We start from the raw sequence: 19694 nt of genomic DNA, 5'->3' as shown, positions 1-19694 counted from the left end.
GGCACTCCGTTCCTTGCGAAGGGCATGACCCAGCTCGAGACCCGCACCGAGCCGATGGTGGTCAATTTCGGCCCCCATCACCCGTCGATGCACGGGGTGCTGCGGCTCGTGGTGACCCTCGATGGCGAGGACGTGATCGACTGCGAGCCGGTGATCGGCTATCTCCACCGCGGCATGGAGAAGATCGCCGAGAACCGCACCAACGTGATGTTCGTGCCCTACGTGAGCCGCTGGGACTATGCGGCGGGCATGTTCAACGAAGCGATCACGGTGAATGCGCCGGAGAAGCTGGCCGACGTGCCGGTGCCGAAGCGCGCCAGCTACATCCGGGTGCTGATGCTGGAGCTCAACCGCATCGCCAACCACCTGCTCTGGCTCGGCCCCTTCCTCGCGGATGTGGGCGCCCAGACGCCCTTCTTCTACATCTTCCGGGAGCGGGAGATGATCTACGACCTGTGGGAGGCCGCCACCGGCCAGCGGCTGATCAACAACAACTACTTCCGCATCGGCGGGGTGGCCGTGGATCTTCCCTACGGCTGGCTGGAGAAGTGCGCCGACTTCTGCGACTGGTTCGGCCCCAAGATCGACGAGTACGAGAAACTGATCACCAACAACCCCATCTTCCGCAAGCGGATCGAGGGACTGGGTGTCATCGGCAGGGAGCAGGCGATCAACTGGAGCCTCTCCGGTCCGATGCTGCGGGCCTCCGGCGTGCCCTGGGATCTGCGCAAGGTGGATCACTACGAGTGCTACGACGACTTCGAATGGTCGGTGGCCTGGGAAAAGGAGGGCGACTGCTATGCCCGCTACCGGGTGCGGATCGAGGAGATGCGCCAGTCGCTGAAGATCCTGCGCCAGGCCATCACCATGATTCCCGGCGGCCCCACCGAGAATCTGGAGGCCCGGCGGATGGCGGAAGGCAAGAAGAGCGAGTGGTACGGCTTCGACTACCAGTACGTCGCCAAGAAGGTGGCGCCCACCTTCAAGATTCCCGATGGTGAGCTCTACTGCCGGGTGGAATCCGGCAAGGGCGAACTGGGTGTGTTCATCATGGGCAACAACGACGTCACACCTTGGCGCTGGAAGATCCGCGCCGCCGATTTCAACAACCTCCAGATCCTTCCCCACATCCTCAAGGGGGCCAAGGTGGCCGACATCATGGCCATCCTGGGCTCGATCGACGTGATCATGGGATCGGTGGATCGGTGAACACCGCCGGTCGGCGCTGGATCCGCCGGCTGGAACGCTGCGGCCCCCTCCTGCCGCTGGGGGCCACCGGCCTGCTGGTGCTGAAGGGTCTGCATCCTGGCCTGCCTGGCTTCAGCTGCCCGTTGCGGGCGCTCACCGGCATCCCCTGTCCCACCTGCTACCTGACCCGGGCCACGGCCGCGAGCCTGGTGGGTCGCTTCGACGACGCCATGGCCCTGCACGCCTTCGGCCCGGTGGTGGCCGCCGGCCTGGTGGTCTGGTCGCTGGCGGCCCTGCGGACCCGCCGGCTGGTGCCCCGGGTGCTGCGGGGCTGGCACTTGGCGGCCATGGGCGTGCTGCTGCTGCTCTACTGGGCCGGCCGGATGGGCCTGACCTATGGCATCGGCCTGCAGGCGTTTCCGCTCCGATGAGCACCAGGCACGCACGGCCAGGGCCAGCCTGAGGAGCGGAACTCGGCTTCAGAACTGGAATGGCTGGCTCGGCGTCCCTAAGCCAGCGCCTAGTGTGAAGCCGTGTTTACAGAAGTTCCCCCTGGACAGCGGTCGTGTTCGATTTCTTCTCTATGCCTTGGGGCCGCTCTTCATCCTGGTGTCGCACCTCGGTTGCCTGCTGCTGCTGGTCACCGGGCTGAGCCTGACAGCAGCGGGCTGGGCGCTGGCGCTCTACCTGATCCGGATGCTGGCCACCACCGCGATCTACCACCGCTTGATCACCCATGGCAGCTACCGGGCGCCAAGGCTGGTGCACTGGATCGGTTCCCTGGTGGGGGCCTCGGCGGGGCAGATGGGACCGAGCTGGTGGAAGGCCCATCACCTGGCCCACCATCGCCATGTGGACACCGACCTCGATCCCCATTCGCCCTTGAAGCCACAGGCGGGCCTGGGTGGGTTCTGGCGCTCCCAGGTGGGCTGGCTGCTGGAGCCCTCGTTCTTCCCGGAGCGGTTGCCCGCCGATGTGGAGGCCGATCCTGTGCTCAGGCTGATCGATCGCCTGCATTTCGTTCCGCTGCTGGCTCTGGGCTGGGTCTCCTATCTCCTTGGCGGACCCGAGTGGCTGGCGGCCTTCTTCCTGAGCACCACCTTGCTCTTCCACGGAGTGGCCACGGTGAATTCCCTGGCCCACATCGCCGGTGAGCGGCCGTTCATCACCGACGACATGAGCCGGAACAACGGCTGGGTGGCGCTGATCACCCTCGGTGAGGGCTGGCACAACCTGCATCACGCCTTCCAGTGGTCGGTGCGACAGGGCTACGGGGTGCGGGGCGGCCGTATCAGGCCGCTGCCCGATCCCACCTACGTCTTCATCCGCGGCCTTGAGCGTCTGGGCTGGGCGGATCGGCTGCGCCTGCCGGCGGCGGAGGATCTGCTGGAGCGGGCACGCCCGTGAGTGGGTGGCTCCTCAGCTGAGCACTCCCCGGTGGTAAGCGGCGTTCTGGATGTAAAAGGTGGCCACCGGCACCGCCACCAGCGAGCCCAGGAAGCACGTGAAGATCGAGACCACCAGCACCAGCAGCCAGGCCAGAAGCTCGATGCCGGCGAAGATGCGGCCCTGGGGGGATCCGTAGACGGCCTGGAACGAGGAGGAGAAGGCGTCCAGGATGGGGCTGTCAGTGAGAAACACCTTGTTGACGTAGATCGGCATCACCAAGGTGACCGCGAGGCCCGGCAGGATGCAGAGGACGAAACCGACGACGGCCACCACGGTGAACAGCACCCCCGCCAGGAGATAGCGGACCGGCCGGTGCAGCAGCACCCGCAGGGCAGCTTCGGTGTCGATGATCTCGCCGCTGGCGTAATGCATCGCCGGGACGGCCACAAACAGCACCCCGACAAGATTGGAGAGGATGGTGAAGGGCAGCTGCACCAGGTTGCCGAGCACCGCCGCCAGGCCGGCCGCGGACTCCGCACCCGCGGCGCCGCTGGAGAGACCCACCCCCAGGGCGGTGAGGGCCAGGGAGGCCACGACGCCGATGACGCCGATGACGATCGTGACCACCCAGATCAGCAGGATGGTGGGGATGTGGGCCAGGAAGGCCGCCCAGGCCTTGGAGATGCTGGGGGGCTCGTAGGCGATCTCGGCGGCCAAGGGGGAGGGTTCGTACTGGGCGGAACCTAGAGGCGTTCCGCCAGGCCAGCAACGGAACCGGGAGGCCGGCGGCGGCCGAGGGGCGCCAGCATGGGGCCTGGGAGCGCCCCGCCGGCGCAACGGAGGTTGCATGTCCCCATCGGACCCGGCCGACTGGCTGCTGCTCTGCCGCACGGTGCGCTTCGGTGACACCGATGCCGCCGGGGTGATGCACTTCCACCAGCTGCTGCGCTGGTGCCATGTGGCCTACGAGGAAAGCCTGGAACGGTTCGGCATGGCCGCCGGCGCCCTCTTCCCCGGTCCGGGGCGGACGCCGGCCGTGGCCCTGCCGATCGTGCATGTGAGCGCCGACTACCGGCGGCCCCTGGCCTGCGGCGATCCCTTGGCGATCGAGCTGCGGCCGCTGCAGCTTGATGGCGGCAGCTTCGAGATTGGCTACCGCTTCCTGCACGACAGCCAGGAGGCGGCCACCGGCCTGACCCGGCATGTGGCCATAGACGTCGCCAGCCGGCGGCGGACGGCCCTGCCCGACGCCATCGTGCGGTGGCTGGAGGCCAGCCGCACGGGCCCCTAGCGGCGGTGGATCCCGGCCCAGGCCAGGGCGCCCAACTGCAGCGGCAGCAGCGCCGCCATCAGGGCCAGGGGGTGCAGGCCATCATGGGGCGTGGATGCCAGGGCCAGGAAACTCACCAGACCACCTCCCGCCACTAGGAGGAGGGCCAGCCGCCGCGGCCGACCCGCTGCGGGCCGGAGCACGGGCATCAGAACCACTCCCGGGTGGCGTCGATGTACTGGGCCTGGAACTCCTCGGGGGACTTGGTGAGGTAGATGACGCCTTCGATCACGCCGATGATCCCCATCACCGAGGCCCCGAAGCCGCAGGTGAGCACCGTGACCAACAGCATGATCAGCCCGGCCTTGCTGTAACCCAGGACGAACTTGTGGATGCCAAGCGACCCCAGGAAGATGGCCAGCAACCCTGCCGCCAGCTTCTTGTTGCTGGTCTCGACCTGTTGACTTTCGGTCATGGCGGCAGGCGCGGTTCAGAAGGCTTCTAGCGAGTCCAGCCAGCGCTGCCAACGTCCCCGTTGCCATTTGCCTGCGGCGGTCGGGGCCAGCGAGGGGCAGAGGTGCCAGCTCCGGGGCCGCTCGGCGGGGGGCCAGGCGGCCGTGATGGCCTGCAGCTGCCCCAGCAGCTCCGCCCCTTCCTCCTTCAGGCGTGGCCGAACAAGGGCCACCAGCCGTTCCCCCCACTCCGCATCGGACCGGGCCAGCAGCAGCACCGCGGCCGGGCCCGCCCCCCGCTCCGCCGCCTCGGCCTGCAGCCGTTCCTCCAGCCGCTCAGGAAACACCGTCTCACCGCCGCTGTGCAGGGCCCCATCGAGGCGGCCGAGCAGCTCCAGCCCCTCGGGCCCGATCCGGCCGCCGTCGCCGCTGCGCCACCAGCCATCCGGCTGCAGCGGCAGGGGCTGCAAGCGGCCCGCCACCAGCCGGCCGGGGCTGAGGCGACCGCAGCGCACTTCCACGGCCCCGGAGGCGCCATCGAGGCGCAGGACCACATCCGGCAGCGGCGCGCCACAGCCCGGCACGCCGGCCAGAAAGCGCTGCGGGGGCAGGGCACACACCATGGCGGCGGTCTCGGTGGCGCCGTAGCAGGGGGCCAGGGGCAGGCCGGCGCGGCGGGCGGCGGCGGCCAGCGGAGCCGGCAGCCCCGCCCCACCGACCCAGATCAGGGCGCAGCCGGCCAGCCAGGCCGTGGCGGCGGGGCTGGCCATCAGCCGGGCCAGCTGGGTGGGCACCAGCGAGAGCAGCACGGGACGCCCCCGCGGCAGGGGACAGGCCTCGGGCAGGAACTCCGGCCGGCGCAGCAGCGTCGGGGCCAGCCAGCGCCACTCGCCCCCCCAGCGGCGGGCCCGCACCAGCGGCAGCAGGCCGCTGACGTGGTGCAGGGGCAGAGGGTCGAGATGGAGGCAAGACGCCGGCTCCAGGCCCAGGCCCTCCAGCCAGGCGGCGGTGGCGTCGGCGGAGGCCTGCAGGTGGGCCAGGGGCTGCAGACACCAGTGGCGCCCCCCGCTGCTGCCGCCGCTGCCCACCACCACGGCGGCCCCGAACCGTGCCAGGTCCGCCAATTCCTCCGGGGCGCCGCCGAGGGCCGCGGCCAGCTCCCCCTCCTGCCCCGGACCCGCCAGGGCCACCAGCCGATGCCGCCCCCAGGCCTGCTCCAGGCGGGCCGCCGCCGCCTCGGGGTCGGCCCGGGCGGCATCGAGCAGCAGGGGCGCCCAGGGGGGATCGGCCACGCGGGGTCTCGGTGGAGCGCCACGGGCAGGCGGCGCTGTGGGGGCACGCTAGGGCTGGTGGGGGGCGGGGGCGCCCGCTCCGACTCAGGCCGCCGCCGCCCAGACCCGCTCGGGGTCCGGATCGAACAGGGGGCCGGCGGGGGACCAGTCGGGGGCCAGGCCGGGGGCCACCGGCGTCGGCCCCCGCCATTGCAGGGCCGCCAGGTGGGCCGTCCAGCGGGCACCGATGCCGGTCTCAAAGCCGGTGCTGAGCATCAGCCGGGGCGCCCCCCGGCCCAGCTGGGCCAGCAGGGGCCGGGGATCCCCGTCCTGGGACGGACGTCGCACCTGCCAGCCCGCCCACCGCCCTCGCAGCTCGGGCCACTGCCGCAGGGATTCATCCAGGGCCACCGGAATCCGCAGGGCCAGCGCCTCGAGGCCCACCTGGTCGTTGGCGGCCAGGGGCTGCTCCAGCCACTGCAGCCGCGGCTCCTGCTCCAGCCGTTCGGCCCAGGCGACGGCGGTGGCCCGGTCCCAGCCGCCGTTGGCGTCGAGCCGCAGACGGCCATCGTCCGGCAGACGCTCCAGCAGCCGCTCCAGCAGGCGCCGCTCCAGCCCATCGGCCGCCGCCGCCACCTTCCACTTGAAGGTGGGCGGCGACGGGGGCAGCAGCGTTGGCGACCGGGGAGAGCCGGTGAGCCCCCGCTCCAGGGCGGCGAGCATCGCCTCACCAGCGGGGAGCAGCCAGGCCGATGGGGGAGCGGCCAGCCAACCACCGGCGGCCTCGCCCACCTCGGCATCGATCTCCGCCAGGGCGCCCCCCAGGGCGAAGGCCAGGCTGGGTGGAAGGGCGGGCAGGCTGCGCTCCAGGTCGTCCCGCTCCACGGCGGGGCCGAGGCCCTCCATGGCGGCGGCAACGGCGTCGATTTCGCCCGGGTCGAGCGGGGCCGCCTCGCCCCAGCCGACGCCGCCCCCTTGGCCCTGCAGCCGCAGCAGCCAGCCCCGCTTGGCCGCCACCGCACCCGCGGCCGTCTGCAGGGGGCGGGGCAGCCGGAAGGCGAAGGGCCTCACCCCCAGCTCCAGGGGCCCCTGCGGCCCCGCCCTCCCGTCCGCCCTGGCGCTCACCGGCCCGCCAGCGCCGTCAGCCAGGGGCCCAGGGCCAGGCCGCAGGCGAGCCCCAGGCCGTTGAAGGCCTGGAAGCGCAGAGCCAGGAACTTGCTGCCGATGATGCGCTCGGGCTGGTGGTGCTCCTCGCCAAGAAGCCGGATCAGGGCCCGGGCCGGCGGCAGGCCGATGGCCCCCAGCAGGGCCGTGAGCGGCCACCAGCCCAGCAGCACCGGCGCCCACTGGAGCGCCAGGGCCGCGGCCACGAACCAGGGCACCAGGCCGGCGGCGCGCCGGGTGCCGAGGCGCACCACCGGCGAGCGCTTGCCGTGGGCGGCGTCCTCCTCCACCTGGTGGAAATGGGAGCAGAACAGCACCAGGGTGGTGGCCAGCGCCGGTCCGCTGCCCAGCAGCAGGGCGGCCCCCCAGGGCACCCCGCTCGCCCCCTCACCGGCCGGACCCAGGGCCAGCAGGGCGGCGGCGGTGGCGCAGGGGCCGAAGGCCAGCCAGCAGAGGGGTTCCCCCAGGCCCCGGTAGCCGAGGCGGAACGGGGGCCCCTGGTAGAGGTAACCCAGGCCGCAGCAGAGCAGCACCAGCAGCAGCACGGCGGTGCTGCTGCGCAGCGCCACCAGGGTCATCAGGGCCAGCCCGATCACCAGGCAGCCGTTGGCCAGGGCCAGCACCCGGTCCCGCCGGCCGGTGAGGTTGACCAGCGAATGGGGCTTGCCGTGGGTGTCCACGCCGGTATCAGCGTCGAAGACGTCATTGGCGAGGTTCTCCCAGGCCAACAACAGCACGGCCGCCAGCAGGAACAGCAGCAGCTGCTCGGGCCTCAGGCCCAGACCCTGACCCAGCCGCCAGCCCGCCGCCAGCAGCACCGGCATCACCGCCACGGCATACATGGGCCACTTCACCGCCGCCCGCCAGAGGCGACCGCGAGAAGAGGCCTCCGAGGCGGCCCCACCCCCCGCGGCGTAACGGCTTGCGACGACCTGTGGCTCAGACATGGGGGCCGCGGGCGTTGGGCGGGGAAAGGCCCATACATTTGAGCAGCCTTCCGCCCCGGTCCCGCGGCCCCTTGGTGCAGGCCCCTGCCACCTTCTCCGCGCTGCTCTCGACAGCCACCGCCGCCAGCCGGCGTCTGGAGGAGGCGGGAGTGCTCAGCCTGGCCCTGCCGATGGCCGCCCTCGACCCCCTCGTGGCCCTGACCCACCTGGGCACGGGCGGCGACTTCCGCTTCCTCTGGGACGGCGCCCCGGGGCTGAGCATCGCCGCCGCCGGCCAGTGCAACAGCCTGGAGCTGAGCGGCCCGCGGCGCTTCGAGCTGGCCCAGCGCTTCAGCAGCCTCAGCCTCAGCCGCCTGGCCACCGCACCGTCCCCCTGCCCGGCCCTGGCCCGGCCCCGGGTGCTGCTGGCCTTCGCCTTCTTTGAGAGCCCCCTGCACCCCGGCACCGGGGCGGCGGGGGTGCAGGCGGTCCTGCCCACCTGGCAGCTGAGCCGCCAGGGCCGCCACTGCTGGCTGCGGCTGCAGCGCAGCCTGGGGGGCGATGTCACGGCCCGCAGCGTGGCCGAGGAGCTCTGGGACACCCGCCGGCGGCTCGAGACCCTGGCCGGCCGCGGCCCTTCCGCGGCGGGCCGGGGCACCCCGGTGGGCATCGCCCATGGCTCCCCCTGGCACGCGGGCTACCGCTCCGCCCTCGACCGGGCCCTGGAGCTGGTGGAGCGGGGCGAGCTGCAGAAGCTGGTGCTGGCGGTGCGCCAGCACCTGGTGCTGGATGGTGCCCTCGATCCCCTCAGCCTGCTGTCGCACCTGCGCCGCAGCCAGCCCGGCAGCTGCCGCTTCCTCTGGCAGCGCTCGGAGCGGGAAGCGCTGGTGGGGGCCTCGCCGGAACGCCTGCTCACCCTGCGGCAGGGGCAGCTGCGCAGCGATGCCCTGGCCGGCACCGCGCCGCTGGGGGAGCCCGCCGACCTTCTGCTCCAGTCGCGCAAGGACCGCCACGAACACGAGCTGGTGGTGGAGACGATCACCGCCGTGCTGCAGAAGGCGGGCCTGGATCCGCGGCGACCGCGGCGGCCGCGGCTGGCCCGCCACGGCTCCCTTGTGCATCTGCACACCCCGATCACGGCGTCACTGCAGGGTCAGGCCCCGCTCAACCTGGCCGAAGCCCTCCACCCCACCCCGGCGGTGGCGGGCCTGCCCCGGCGCGAGGCGATGGCCTGGCTGCGCAGCCTGGAGCCGTTCGAGCGGGGGCACTACGCCGCCCCGATCGGCTGGATCGACACCGAGGGCGACACGGACCTGCGGGTGGCGATCCGCAGCGGCACCCTGCGGGGCCGGCAACTGGAGCTGACCGCCGGGGCGGGTCTGGTGCGGGGCTCCCACCCCGAGCGGGAGCTGCAGGAGGTGGCGCTCAAGCTCGGGGTGCTGCAGCAGCAGCTCAACCTGCCGGTGGCGGCCGGCTTCGGCTGAGCCGGTCGGCCCTCAGCCGGCCAGCAGGCGCTCGATCACCTGATCGGCCAGGGGGCGGCGGCCCAGCCGCTCCACCTCCCGCACCCCGGTGGGGCTGGTGACATTGATCTCGCTGAGCCGGCCGTCGATGACGTCGATGCCGACGAAGAACAGCCCCTCGGCCCGCAGCACGGGCGCCAGTTCGGCGCAGATGCGCCGCTCGGCGTCGGTGAGGTCGGCGGCGACAGGAGCACCACCCAGGGCCAGGTTGCTGCGGAACTCCCCCGCCTTCGGCAAACGGTTCACGGCGCCGAGGGGCTCCCCGTCCACCAGCAGGATCCGCTTGTCGCCGGCGGTGACCGCGGGCAGAAAGGCCTGGACCATCACGGGCAAGGTCTCCTGGAGGGTGACCAGTTCCAGCAGGGACCGCAGGCCGGGGGCCGCCGCCGTGGCCCGCACCACCCCCTGGCCGGCCCGGCCCGCCAGGGGCTTGAGCACCACCTCCTCATGGCCGGCGGCGAAGGCGGCCAGCTGCTCCACCCGGGCACTGACCAGCGACGGCGCCATCAGATGGCTGAAGCGCAGCGCACCCAGCTTCTCGTTCCAGGACCGCAGGGCCGCCGGACAGTTGAGCACCCGCACCCCGAAGGGCTCGGCCAGCTCCAGAAGCTGGGTGGCGTAGAGGTAGGCCTCATCGACCGGCGGATCCTTGCGCATCCAGATCCAGCGGAAGTGATCCAGGGGCAGGTCGCGGGGCTCGTCGGCCTCGACCCAGGGATCGGGCACGCTCCAGCCCTCGGCGGTGGCGGCCATCTCCGCCAGTCGCACCGGCTGGGCCCAGGCCCGGGGCCGGTGGCGGCCGTCCTCCGCAGCGGCGCTGGAAAGATCGGCCTGGGTGCAGACCCACACCGCCAGACCGGCCCGCTGGGCCGCCTGCATCAGGGCCACGCTGGAGTCCTTGGCCGGCCGCAGCCGCGTGATCGGATCGACCACGAACAGCTGGGCGTCCCGATCGCGGCTCACGCGCTCAGACGCAGGATGGGGCCCAGCTCACCGGCCGTGTGGAGCTTGGCGAGCTCCACATAGCCGCCGATGGCGATGCCGTCGATGAAGATCTGGGGAACGCTGGTGCGCCCGCCGGAGCGCTTCATCATCACTTCCTTGTTGATCTCGTCGTCGTCGATGATGAATTCGTTGTAAGTGACCCCGAGCCTGTCCAGCAGACCCTTGGCCCGGATGCAGTCAGGGGAGAAGCGAAAGGTGTAGATCTCCACCTTGGCGGGGGGCTTCACCTCCACGGCGTCCTGCCCGGATTGCTCTGGGGGGACTCCTGGGATCTCCATCCGGTCACTCGTGGGGCGTCGTGGCGCAGCTTAAGGGGATCGCCCACGCCCCACCAGATCCGCCTGTGCCGATCCGCGCAGGCCCGGCATCCTGTGGCCTGATCTCCCGGCGCTGCATGGTCCGTCGGCTCGATGCGCCCCCGTCCCCCTTCACCCCAGCAGATCCGCAACGCCCTGCAGGTGGGGTTCGCCGGGTTCCTCGCGGCCGGCATCCACGCGGCGGCCGGACCGGACGTCAACGCGATCGACGGCTTCTATGTGGTCTATGGCGCCGCCCGGAGCCTGCTGCCCACACCGGAGGCGTCACGGGAGGCGGCGTTGGCGCGGATCGTGGGGACCGTGTTCGGCGGCGCCGTGGTGGTGCTGCTCACCCTGGCCCTGCACAACTGGCTGGCCATCGGCATCGGCTATGTCCTGATCCAGCGGCTGGGACGCCGGCTGGGGCTGAGTCCGGCCACGCTGATGAACGCCGTGATCATGACCGTCCTGATCCTGGCGGTGCCGGCCCACGAGCGGATGGGGGGCTGGTACGTCGTCGACAGGACCGGCTGGCACCTGCTCGGGCTGCTGCTGGGCATGGCCGTCGAGCGTCTGTTCTGGTTCCGCTCACCGCTGCAGCGCCTGGAGGACAGTGAGCGGGGTCTGGAGGGCCGGATCGATGCCCTGCTGGCCGGAACGTCCCGCGACGGGGCGGAGGAGCTGATCGGCGCCTACGGCGCCCACTGCGCGGTGCGCGCCGCCGTGCTGCGCAGCCCCCAGGCCCCCGGCCTGGCGAGTGAAGGCATGCAGCAGCGGCACGAGGCCCTCGAGCAGGCGCTGCGCCACGCCGTCGCCATGGTGCGGGCGCCGGCCGTGCTGCGCTCCATCGATGCCGACGCCTGCCGCGAGGCCCTGCTGCGGTGGCGGGCCCTGACGGCAGCGCCATGACAGCCCAGGGACGGTCGGCCGTGATCGTGCGCAACGGGGCGGTCCTGGCGCTGGTGGTGGCCGCCTGCCACCATCTGGCGCTTCCGGAGGGCCTGTTCCTGGCCTTGGGGGTGCTCACGATTCTCGAGACCGACCTCGGCGGCGGCGTGCTGGCCGGGCGGGAGCGGATCATCGGCACCCTGCTGGGACTGCTCGCCGTGGTGATCGGCGCGGGCATCCTCGGCGGCCTGTCCAGCGCCCTCGGCGTCTTCGTGGGTCTGACCCTGGTGCGGCTGTTCGGCTTCGCCGCCGGTCTGACCAGCGGCTTCGTGGTGGGCGGGCACATGGTGGCGGGCAGCCTCATGAACCACGGCGACGCCTGGTGGCACTACGTCTTCTGGCGGATGGTGATGACGATCCTGGGGGTGATCCTCGGGTTGCTGGTGTCGCGGCAGATCTACAGCCAGCGGTCCGCCAGCGCCTGGCAGGCCTCCTGTGACGGCTGGCTGCTCGATCTGGCCCGGTTCCTGGCGCGAGTGCCGGACAGTCCCGAGCCGGAGGAGGCGTTTGCCGCCCTGCGGGAGCGCCGCAATGGCCTGCGCCGCCGGTTGCCCCAGCTGGCGGCGGAGCGGACCCTCATCCACGGCCAGCCGGACGAGGCGGTGCTGCGGGCCCAGCAGCAGCTGCAGCACGGCAGCACGGTGATGAGCGCGGCCCGGGATCTCTGCCTGCTGCTCCGGCAGGGGGCCCCGGCGGAGTGGATGCCGCCCGGGCTGATCCCGCGCCTGCTGGACAGCGGCCGGAGCCGGATCGAGGCGCTCATCGAGGGGCGGGACGCCCCTGACGCGGTGGCGGACCTGGGCCGCTGCCGGGAGCAGCTGAGCGCGGCGCTACCGGAGTCGCCGGCGGCGCCCCAGGCCACCGATCCGCAGCCCAAGGAAGCCCGGACCCAACTGCTGATCGCCAGTCGGCTGCTGCTGCTTGCGGAGGCCCTGATCCGGCTGCCCCGCTCCCCGCAGCGCCCGGGGCGGCCGGAAGCGGGGCGCTGATAGGGTCGAGCCATCGCCGGATTCGCTTCCCCTTGCTGGATCTCACCGACTTCAAGCGCGACCTCTCCGAACTCACCGACCGCCTGGGCCATGCCCAGGACTGTCTTTGACGTACCGGCCCTGAAAGCCCGCCAGCGGGACCTCGAGCAGCTGGCCTCCCAGCCCGGCTTCTGGGACGACCAGCAGCAGGCCCAGAAGCAGATGCGCCAGCTGGATGAGGTGAAGGCCCAGCTGGAGCAGTTGCAGCAGTGGCAGGCGGCCATCGATGATGCCCGCGCCACCCTGGAGCTGTACGACCTGGAGCCCGATGAGGAGCTGCTCGGCGAGGCCAACGGCGGCCTGCAGAGCCTCAAGGGGGCCCTCGACCGCTGGGAGCTGGAGCGCCTGCTGAGCGGCCCCTACGACAAGGAGGGGGCGGTGATCTCGATCAATGCCGGTGCCGGCGGCACCGACGCCCAGGACTGGGCCCTGATGCTGATGCGGATGTACACCCGCTGGGCCGAGGACCACGGCATGAAGGTGACCGTGGACGAGCTCTCGGAAGGGGAGGAGGCGGGCATCAAGAGCTGCACGATCGAGATCGACGGCCGCTACGCCTACGGCTACCTGCGCAACGAGAAGGGCACCCACCGGCTGGTACGGATCTCTCCCTTCAACGCCAACGACAAGCGCCAGACCAGCTTCGCCGGCGTCGAGGTGATGCCCAAACTCGAGGAGGAGGTCAAGCTCGACATCCCCGAGAAGGACCTGGAGGTCACCACCTCCCGTTCGGGCGGCGCCGGCGGCCAGAACGTCAACAAGGTGGAGACGGCCGTGCGGATCCTGCACATCCCCACCGGCCTGGCGGTGCGCTGCACCCAGGAGCGCTCCCAGCTGCAGAACAAGGAGAAGGCGATGGCGCTGCTGATGGCCAAGCTGCTGGTGATCGCCCAGGAGCAGCGGGCGGCCGAGATCGCCGACATCCGCGGTGACATCGTCGAAGCGGCCTGGGGCAACCAGATCCGCAACTACGTGTTCCACCCGTACCAGATGGTCAAGGACCTGCGCACCGGCGAAGAGACCACCGACGTGCAGGGGGTAATGGACGGGGATCTGGATCCCTTCATCCAGTCGCTGCTGCGCCAGGGTGTGGAGATCGCCGCCGACGCGGCCGCCTGATCCCCCACCGCAGCGCCCCCCATGCCCGAGCGCCCCAGCCCCCCGCCCGCCCCCGCCGCACCGGGGGAGGAGAGCCCCAGCTTCGTCAAGCTCGCCATGCGCAACATGGTGCGCAAGGGCCGCCAGAGCCTGCTCCACTTCGGCCTCACCGCCCTGGGCCTGAGCGGTTTCCTGCTGCTGATCGCCTGGCTGGGGCGTCCCAGCCTGCCCGGATGACCACCCCGGTGGCGGCGCCGGAGATCGACCTGGCCTTCAGCCTGGAGTCCGGGGGCTCCGGCGACGCCCCGTCCCCGGAGCCGCTGGCGGACCCCACCGTGGCCGAAAGCCTCTGGAGCGCCCATCTGGGGGCCTGGCTGGCCCAGCTGCTGCCCGAGCTGCCGCCAACCCTTCGCGCCGCGGGCTACAGCCTGGGGCTGGAGCTCACTGGCGACGCCACGATCGCGGAGCTCAACCAGGCCTGGCGCCAGCACAGCGGCCCCACCGACGTGCTGGCCTTCGCCGCCCAGGAGGAGGCGCCGCCGGCCCCGGCGGGGGCGGAGCCGGACTGGCTGGAGCTTGGCGATATCGTCATCTCCCTCGACACGGCCCGGCGGCAGGCCGAGGCGGCCGGCCACGGCCTGAGGGAGGAGCTGCTGTTCCTGGCCAGCCACGGCCTGCTGCACCTGCTGGGCTGGGATCACCCTGATGACGACAGCCTGGAGGCGATGCTGGCCCGGCAGACGGCGCTGCTGGAGGCGTCCCCCTCCTGACAGGGGCTGTTCCCAGCGACCATCGGCGGTAGGGTGCCGCTTGTCCCTCCAACGGCGGTGCGATGCCGATGTTCGTTCCCGAGGAACATCCGCCGGCCCTCCGCCAAGTAGCCAGCGACGTGGCCAGCGACGTGCACCGCCGCGGCAGGCGCCTGAGGGTGGGGGCGTGGAAGGTGGCGGGCGACCTGCCGGCGAGCTTCCGCTACGCCGCCCAGGGCCTGGCCTACGGCTTCGCCAGCCAGCGCAACTTCCGCATCCATGTGGTCACCGGCGCCGTGGTGTTCGGCCTGGGACTGTGGCTGCGGCTGGCCGCCGACCGCCTGGCGGTTCTGGTGCTCACGGTGGCGGCGGTGCTGGTGCTGGAGCTGCTCAACACCGCCACCGAGGCGGTGGTGGATCTCGCCATCGGCCGCCAGTTCCACCCCCTGGCCCGCATCGCCAAGGACTGCGCCGCCGCCGCCGTGCTCGTCGCCGCGCTCTCCTCGCTGCTGATCGCCCTGCTGCTGCTTGTGCCCCCTCTGCTGATCCGCCTCGGCGTCTAGACCGTCCCCATGCTCCTGGTCCTCGACAACTACGACAGCTTCACCTTCAACCTGGTCCAGTACCTGGGTGAACTGGCCGCCGACCACCCCCTCGCCGCCGAGGTGCGGGTGGAACGCAATGACGCCCTCGACCTGGAGCAGATCCGGGCCCTCGACCCGGCGGCGATCCTGATCTCCCCCGGCCCCGGCGACCCGGACCAGGCCGGGGTCTGCCTGGAGGTGCTGCGGGAGCTGGGGCCCACCGTGCCGGTGCTGGGGGTGTGCCTGGGTCACCAGTGCCTGGCCCAGGTGTTCGGGGGGCGGGTGGTGCGGGCCGGCGAACTGATGCACGGCAAGACCTCACCGGTCCACCACCGCGGCACCGGAGTGTTCGAAGGGCTGCCCGATCCCCTCACCGCCACCCGCTACCACAGCCTGATCGCCGAGCGGGAGACCCTGCCCGACTGCCTGGAGATCACCGCCTGGCTGGAGGACGGCACGATCATGGGCCTGCAGCACCGCGAGCATCCCCACCTGCAGGGGGTGCAGTTCCACCCGGAGAGCGTGCTCACCCAGGCCGGTCACCAGCTGCTGGCCAATTTCCTGCGCCAGGCCTCCCACTGCTAGTTTCGCGCCACATCCCGGGCCCGGTGGGGCCAGACGCAACTCCATGGTTGACCCCACCAGCCGGTCCGCGACAGCGCTGACCGGATCCGCGACAGCCCTGCGCAGGACCACCACCGCAGGGCTGCGCCTTGGCGCAGGTCTGGCCCTGGCGGCCGGGCTCACCCTGCCGATGCCGGCGGTGGCCCAGAAGGGCGGCGGCGTCTCGATCACCCATCTCGGGCACAGCGCCCTGCTGATCCAGGGGGGCGGCGCCCGGGTGCTGGTCAACCCGTTCCAGGCCGTCGGCTGTGCCGCCGGCCTTCCCGTGCCCCGCGTCAGCGCCGATGTGATCCTGGCCAGCAGCCTGCTGAAGGATGAGGGCGCCCAGGTGGCCAGCGGCAAGTTCCTGGTGAAGCCTGGCTCCTACCGGCTGGCCGGTCTGCAGATCGAGGGCATCGCCGCCCCCCACGACCGGGTGGGCGGCCGCCGCTTCGGCAACGCCACCCTCTGGCGCTGGCGCCAGGGCGGCCTCGACATCGCCCACCTCGGTGGCACCGCCGGCCGCCTCGGCCCCGCCGATCGGGTGCTGCTGGGACGCCCGGATGTGCTGATCATCGGCGTGGGCGGCGGCGGCAAGGTCTACACCGGCCAGGAGGCGGCCGAGGTGGCCCGGGAGCTGCAGGCCCGTCGGGTGATTCCCGTGCAGTACACCACCGGCAAGCCCCCGGCCGGCTGCGACCAGGGGTCGGTGGAGCCGTTCCTGAAGGCGATGGTGGGGGCCACGGTGCGCCGCAGCGGCCGCACCATCTCGGTGGTGCCGCCCCTGGGGGATGGGGTGGTGGTGGAGGTGATGCGCTGAGGCCGGCAGCGGCCCTCGCGCCTCACCCCAGGCCGTCGATCCGGCGGTAGGCCTCCCAGAAGCGCTCCATCTGGGCGCCGGTGCCGAGGCTGACCCGCAGGGAGCCGTCGATCAGCGCCTTGCCGGCCATCGAGCGCACGAGGATGCCGGCCTGGCGCAGGTCGGCCTCCACCGCCGCGGCCGGCCGGCGGGGCCAGAGCAGCAGGTAGTTGCCGCCGGCGGCATGGTGGCGCACGCCCGACTGGCGCAGCTGGGCCACAAGCCGGTCGCGGGCGCGCAGCACCTCGGCCACGTAACCGTCCACATAGGCCTGGTCGGCCAGGGCGGCATGGGCGGCGGTGACCGCGAAGCTGTTGATGTCATAGGGCCCGCAGACCCGGCCCACCCGCTCCACCAGCGCCGGAGCGCCGATGGCGAAGCCGATGCGCAGGCCCGCCAGGCCGGCCGTCTTGGCCAGGGAGCGCAGCACCAGCAGATTGGGAACGGCGGCGAACGGGTCGGCCTTCCCCGCCGCTCCCTCCGCCCCCGCCAGCAGGGGCGGCAGCACGCTGTCGCCGGTGAAGGCCTCGTAGAGCTCATCCACCACGACCAGGGTGTCCGGCGCCGCCGCCGCCAGCTCCAGAATCCGCTCGGGCTCCAGCCGGGTGCCGGTGGGGTTGTTCGGGTTGCAGATCAGCAGGATCCGTGGGGCACCCGCCGCCGTTCCCGGGGCCTCCAGGGCCGCCCGGATCGCCTCGAACGGGAAGACGAAATCCGGCAGGCGGTAGGGAATCGCCTCGATCACCATGCCCTGCATGCGGGCACAGGGGGTGTAGTAGCCGAAGGTGGGGCTGGTGGTCAGCAGGCGGTCGCCCGGCGCTCCGAAGGCCTGGAAGACGGCATGGATGGCGGCATCCACGCCGTTGAACAGGCCGATGTGGCCCGGCGTCAGGCCCAGGCCCCCGAGCGAGCGCACCACCGCCTCCCGCAGGCCGTCGTACTCCGGATAGATGGCGTAGTGATCGGCCGGGATGGCGCGGATCGCCTCCACCACCTGCGGACTGGGGCCGACGGTGTTCTCGTTGAAATCGAGCCGCAGCAGACCGCGGCGCCCCTCCAGGGGGGCGCTGTAGGCCGTGAGGGTCTCCACCTCCGGCCGGGCCCGGGGGCAGGGGGGAACGGTCGGGCTCTCGCCAGGGGTGGGGCTGGGCACGGCGGCGGAGCTCAGATCGCTGCGACTGCCATCCTGCAGCGCAGCCCTACCGTCTGTGCACGTCGAACTGGAATCCGGTGACGCGATCAGAGCTGGCCCTGCGGGCCCTGGAGCGGGGCGACCTGAGGTTCATCCACGATCAGGTGAACAACCGCAGCGTGATGGCCTACTGGTTCGAGGAACCCTACGAGTCGTTCGATGAGCTGGAGGATCTCTACAACCGCCACATCCACGACAATGCCGAGCGCCGCTTTGTCGTCGAGAACCGGGCCGTGGAGAACGGGGCCAGGGAGCTGATCGGCCTGGTGGAGCTGATCGAGATCGACTACATCCACCGCCGGGCCGAATTTCAGATCATCATTGCCCCGGAGCACCAGGGCAAGGGCTACGCGCGCCTCTGCATCCACAAAGCCCTCGACTACTCCTTCACCATCCTGAATCTCCACAAGATCTACCTGTCCGTTGCCGTTGACAACGCCAAGGCCCTGCACCTCTATCAGCAGTGCGGCTTCGTCGAAGAGGGCCACCTGGTGGGTGAGTTCTTCATCGAAGGCCAGTACCGGGACGTCAAACGCATGTACATGCTTCAGGAGAATTATCTGGCCAGAATGCCCAAGGACTGAGGGCCAGCGCATCGGCCGCGGATGGCGACCGGGGAGGGCCTGAACGGCGCCCTCCAGCGCCTGGAGGAGCTCAGAGGCGCTCAGAAAGAGGAGCTCAGAGGAACTCAGAGAAGCCCAGCGGAGGTCAGACGATCCCGGAGGCGGCAATCGTGGCGTTCGGGATGTCCAGCTTCCGGGCGATCTGATTGGCGATCTTGGCGCCCAGCCACACACCACCGATGTGGCCCAGTTCACGGGGGGTGGCCGGGACACCGATGACATCATCCTCGCTGCCGGGAAGGCGGGTGGTGATGCCATCGCATAGCCGATGCACACCCAGGTAGACCCGGCTCACCGCGTTATCCACCATCGCCTCCCACAGGCTGCCGTAACTCAGGGTGAGATGGTCCCGCGGCCACGGGATGCAGGGATCCCTGTTCCGACCATCGAACTCATCGGAGACGAATTCGAAGCGCACATCATCCAGGCCGCTGCCGGTTGGATCGAAGCTGCTCACACCCCGGGCCACCAGGAACAGGCGCAGCAGTTGGAAGGCCGCCGCACCGAGGGTGGCGTGGCCGGAGGGATAGGAGGGAAGATCGGGCGTCAGACCCGCCCCGGTGGCGTTGGCATCCGGACGGCCCAGGGGCAACCGGCTGGATTCGGCGAGCCCCTTCCCCACAACGGCCTCCCGGATCCCCACCGCCGGACGGCCCATCCTGGGGGTCGGGGCGTATTTGTAGTACCAGGCATCAATGCCCGCATCGGCCATGGCCACGGCAGCGCCAGCGATGACAGCCAGTCCATCCAGCCCCTGGAGCTGGCCGGGATGGCGTTTCTCGATGCCGTCGAGCACCGTCAGCACCACCTGCAGATAGAGGCGGGGTGGGGTTCCGAGCTCCTGGGGGCCGTCATACGCCCAGGCGATGCCGATGACCTCTTCGGCGAGGGTGCGGAAGGCCGGATCGCCGGTGGCGTGGTGGATCTCACCCTGGGCGGCGACGGTCTCGGCGTCGAAGCGACCGGGGGGCGGCGGGACATCCATCACCCGGGTCGCGGCCAGTGGTGTGGCGTTTCCCCAGTCGGCCCCCGCAAAACCCTGGGTCGGCTGGGTCGGTGCCGGCTTGTGGTGGCAGGGCGTGCCGTCGGGCGTGCCTGCGGCGCGCGCCTTGCTGAGGTCGTCGATGCCGAACTGGTGAACGGCCTTGCCGTAGGCCCTGCCGGCCATCTCCACCGGCGTCCTGGCCGGACCCATGGCGAAGTCGTCGAGCCATTGGCGCCAGGCCCGCTCCAGCATGGAGGCCTGGTTGGGATAGCGAAGCCGGAGCACCTGATGACAGGCGGCCGCGGCGGCCAGATCCCTCTCCTTCGGGCTGGGGAAGGGGAGCAGGCCGGCGGGGATGGGAAGGCTGAGCAACTTCATGGCGGAGCCAGCGACGACGGACCTGACGTCATGCAGGGCCGCCAGGGCCATGCCGAGGGCCCGAGCCGTGAGGAAGGGGCCCCTCTGGTCACCGGAGGACAGGGAATGGGTGTGGTCCCGGCGAACACACTCCAGGCTCATGTCAACCCAGAAGCGCGTTCTG

Annotated in this window: 23 protein-coding genes and 1 pseudogene; 14 read left to right on the top strand and 10 right to left on the bottom strand. The window is 71.5% G+C overall.

From position 1 onward, the window contains the following. The first annotated feature begins 24 nt into the window (after positions 1 to 24). From CYAGR_RS13400 to CYAGR_RS13390, 3 genes are all read left to right on the top strand, one after another. Complete coding sequence (locus tag CYAGR_RS13400) at positions 25 to 1209, top strand: NAD(P)H-quinone oxidoreductase subunit H (protein WP_015110378.1); 1185 nt, start codon at positions 25 to 27, stop codon at positions 1207 to 1209. Beyond that, positions 1206 to 1619, top strand: a complete 414-nt coding sequence (locus CYAGR_RS13395; protein ID WP_015110377.1) for a DUF2752 domain-containing protein — start codon at positions 1206 to 1208, stop codon at positions 1617 to 1619. Before CYAGR_RS13400 ends, CYAGR_RS13395 begins: the two co-directional genes overlap by 4 nt. A 157-nt stretch (positions 1620 to 1776) precedes the next feature. Continuing rightward, positions 1777 to 2595: an acyl-CoA desaturase gene (locus tag CYAGR_RS13390; protein WP_245552528.1), complete on the top strand. Its 819-nt coding sequence runs from the start codon at positions 1777 to 1779 to the stop codon at positions 2593 to 2595. A gap of 12 nt (positions 2596 to 2607) precedes the next feature. Here the strand turns inward: CYAGR_RS13390 and CYAGR_RS13385 are convergent, their stop codons facing one another. Beyond that, positions 2608 to 3294 (bottom strand): hypothetical protein, encoded by a 687-nt coding sequence (locus CYAGR_RS13385; protein ID WP_015110375.1) that lies wholly within the window; start codon positions 3292 to 3294, stop codon positions 2608 to 2610. A gap of 130 nt (positions 3295 to 3424) precedes the next feature. Between CYAGR_RS13385 and CYAGR_RS13380 the strand changes: the two genes are divergently transcribed. Continuing rightward, on the top strand, positions 3425 to 3868 hold the full coding sequence (locus CYAGR_RS13380) for an acyl-CoA thioesterase (protein WP_015110374.1): 444 nt from the start codon (positions 3425 to 3427) through the stop codon (positions 3866 to 3868). Here CYAGR_RS13380 and CYAGR_RS13375 read toward each other — a convergent pair. The 5 genes and pseudogenes from CYAGR_RS13375 to menA all read right to left on the bottom strand — a co-directional run bounded on the left by CYAGR_RS13375 (position 3865) and on the right by menA (position 7681). Continuing rightward, positions 3865 to 4056 carry a hypothetical protein gene (locus tag CYAGR_RS13375; RefSeq protein ID WP_015110373.1) on the bottom strand — a complete coding sequence of 64 codons (192 nt, stop codon included), beginning with the start codon at positions 4054 to 4056 and terminating at the stop codon, positions 3865 to 3867. The two genes, CYAGR_RS13380 and CYAGR_RS13375, sit on opposite strands and share 4 nt — an antisense overlap. After that, complete coding sequence (locus CYAGR_RS13370) at positions 4056 to 4322, bottom strand: TM2 domain-containing protein (protein WP_015110372.1); 267 nt, start codon at positions 4320 to 4322, stop codon at positions 4056 to 4058. The genes CYAGR_RS13375 and CYAGR_RS13370 overlap by 1 nt, the downstream gene beginning before the upstream one ends. A 564-nt stretch (positions 4323 to 4886) precedes the next feature. Next, a pseudogene (locus tag CYAGR_RS19650) lies at positions 4887 to 5213 on the bottom strand (AMP-binding protein); the annotation flags it as partial. 462 nt (positions 5214 to 5675) lie between these two features. Beyond that, positions 5676 to 6695, bottom strand: coding sequence for an enolase C-terminal domain-like protein (locus tag CYAGR_RS13360; protein ID WP_015110370.1), 1020 nt, complete (start codon positions 6693 to 6695; stop codon positions 5676 to 5678). Further along, entirely contained in the window at positions 6692 to 7681 is a 990-nt protein-coding gene (gene menA, locus CYAGR_RS13355) for a 2-carboxy-1,4-naphthoquinone phytyltransferase (RefSeq protein WP_015110369.1), read from the bottom strand. The genes CYAGR_RS13360 and menA overlap by 4 nt, the downstream gene beginning before the upstream one ends. 71 nt (positions 7682 to 7752) lie before the next feature. On the opposite strand from menA, the gene CYAGR_RS13350 reads away from it, so the two are divergent. Next, a complete protein-coding gene (locus CYAGR_RS13350) occupies positions 7753 to 9144 on the top strand; it encodes an isochorismate synthase (RefSeq protein ID WP_015110368.1) in 1392 nt (463 codons plus the stop codon). Positions 9145 to 9156: 12 nt separating this feature from the next. On the opposite strand, the gene gshB is transcribed toward CYAGR_RS13350, so the two are convergent. Together gshB and CYAGR_RS13340 are read right to left on the bottom strand one after the other, a co-directional pair. Next, positions 9157 to 10146, bottom strand: a complete 990-nt coding sequence (gene gshB, locus CYAGR_RS13345; protein ID WP_015110367.1) for a glutathione synthase — start codon at positions 10144 to 10146, stop codon at positions 9157 to 9159. Continuing rightward, positions 10143 to 10421, bottom strand: coding sequence for a glutaredoxin domain-containing protein (locus CYAGR_RS13340; protein ID WP_342662065.1), 279 nt, complete (start codon positions 10419 to 10421; stop codon positions 10143 to 10145). Before CYAGR_RS13340 ends, gshB begins: the two co-directional genes overlap by 4 nt. A 177-nt stretch (positions 10422 to 10598) precedes the next feature. Here CYAGR_RS13340 and CYAGR_RS13335 point away from each other — a divergent pair, with 177 nt between their 5' ends. From CYAGR_RS13335 to CYAGR_RS13300, 8 genes are all read left to right on the top strand, one after another. Continuing rightward, entirely contained in the window at positions 10599 to 11393 is a 795-nt protein-coding gene (locus tag CYAGR_RS13335; protein WP_015110365.1) for an FUSC family protein, read from the top strand. Continuing rightward, positions 11366 to 12421, top strand: a complete 1056-nt coding sequence (locus CYAGR_RS13330) for an FUSC family protein (RefSeq protein ID WP_245552527.1) — start codon at positions 11366 to 11368, stop codon at positions 12419 to 12421. The genes CYAGR_RS13335 and CYAGR_RS13330 overlap by 28 nt, the downstream gene beginning before the upstream one ends. A gap of 32 nt (positions 12422 to 12453) precedes the next feature. Beyond that, a protein-coding gene (gene prfB, locus CYAGR_RS13325) for a peptide chain release factor 2 (RefSeq protein WP_156818482.1) occupies positions 12454 to 13579 on the top strand; the annotation gives its coding sequence in 2 pieces (ribosomal slippage) (positions 12454 to 12528 and positions 12530 to 13579; 1125 coding nt in all). 21 nt (positions 13580 to 13600) lie between these two features. Continuing rightward, entirely contained in the window at positions 13601 to 13795 is a 195-nt protein-coding gene (locus tag CYAGR_RS13320) for a DUF3285 domain-containing protein (protein ID WP_015110362.1), read from the top strand. Beyond that, complete coding sequence (ybeY, locus tag CYAGR_RS13315; protein ID WP_015110361.1) at positions 13792 to 14328, top strand: rRNA maturation RNase YbeY; 537 nt, start codon at positions 13792 to 13794, stop codon at positions 14326 to 14328. Before CYAGR_RS13320 ends, ybeY begins: the two co-directional genes overlap by 4 nt. A 68-nt stretch (positions 14329 to 14396) precedes the next feature. Further along, positions 14397 to 14870, top strand: a complete 474-nt coding sequence (locus tag CYAGR_RS13310; protein WP_015110360.1) for a diacylglycerol kinase family protein — start codon at positions 14397 to 14399, stop codon at positions 14868 to 14870. Positions 14871 to 14879: 9 nt separating this feature from the next. Beyond that, the gene (locus tag CYAGR_RS13305; protein ID WP_015110359.1) at positions 14880 to 15476 is read left to right on the top strand and encodes an anthranilate synthase component II; all 597 of its coding nucleotides are present in this window, start codon (positions 14880 to 14882) and stop codon (positions 15474 to 15476) included. A 43-nt stretch (positions 15477 to 15519) separates the two neighbouring features. Next, entirely contained in the window at positions 15520 to 16314 is a 795-nt protein-coding gene (locus tag CYAGR_RS13300; protein WP_015110358.1) for an MBL fold metallo-hydrolase, read from the top strand. 22 nt (positions 16315 to 16336) lie between these two features. Here CYAGR_RS13300 and CYAGR_RS13295 read toward each other — a convergent pair whose 3' ends face one another. Continuing rightward, positions 16337 to 17506: a pyridoxal phosphate-dependent aminotransferase gene (locus CYAGR_RS13295; protein WP_015110357.1), complete on the bottom strand. Its 1170-nt coding sequence runs from the start codon at positions 17504 to 17506 to the stop codon at positions 16337 to 16339. A 77-nt stretch (positions 17507 to 17583) separates the two neighbouring features. Here CYAGR_RS13295 and speG point away from each other — a divergent pair, with 77 nt between their 5' ends. Next, a complete protein-coding gene (speG, locus tag CYAGR_RS13290) occupies positions 17584 to 18129 on the top strand; it encodes a spermidine N1-acetyltransferase (protein ID WP_015110356.1) in 546 nt (181 codons plus the stop codon). Between the two features lie 124 nt (positions 18130 to 18253). Here the strand turns inward: speG and CYAGR_RS13285 are convergent, their stop codons facing one another. Continuing rightward, on the bottom strand, positions 18254 to 19672 hold the full coding sequence (locus tag CYAGR_RS13285) for a hypothetical protein (protein WP_043325890.1): 1419 nt from the start codon (positions 19670 to 19672) through the stop codon (positions 18254 to 18256). Positions 19673 to 19694 lie beyond the last annotated feature (22 nt).

Source organism: Cyanobium gracile PCC 6307 (assembly GCF_000316515.1).
Classification (GTDB): domain Bacteria; phylum Cyanobacteriota; class Cyanobacteriia; order PCC-6307; family Cyanobiaceae; genus Cyanobium; species Cyanobium gracile.
This window is presented reverse-complemented; position numbering and strand designations above follow the sequence as displayed.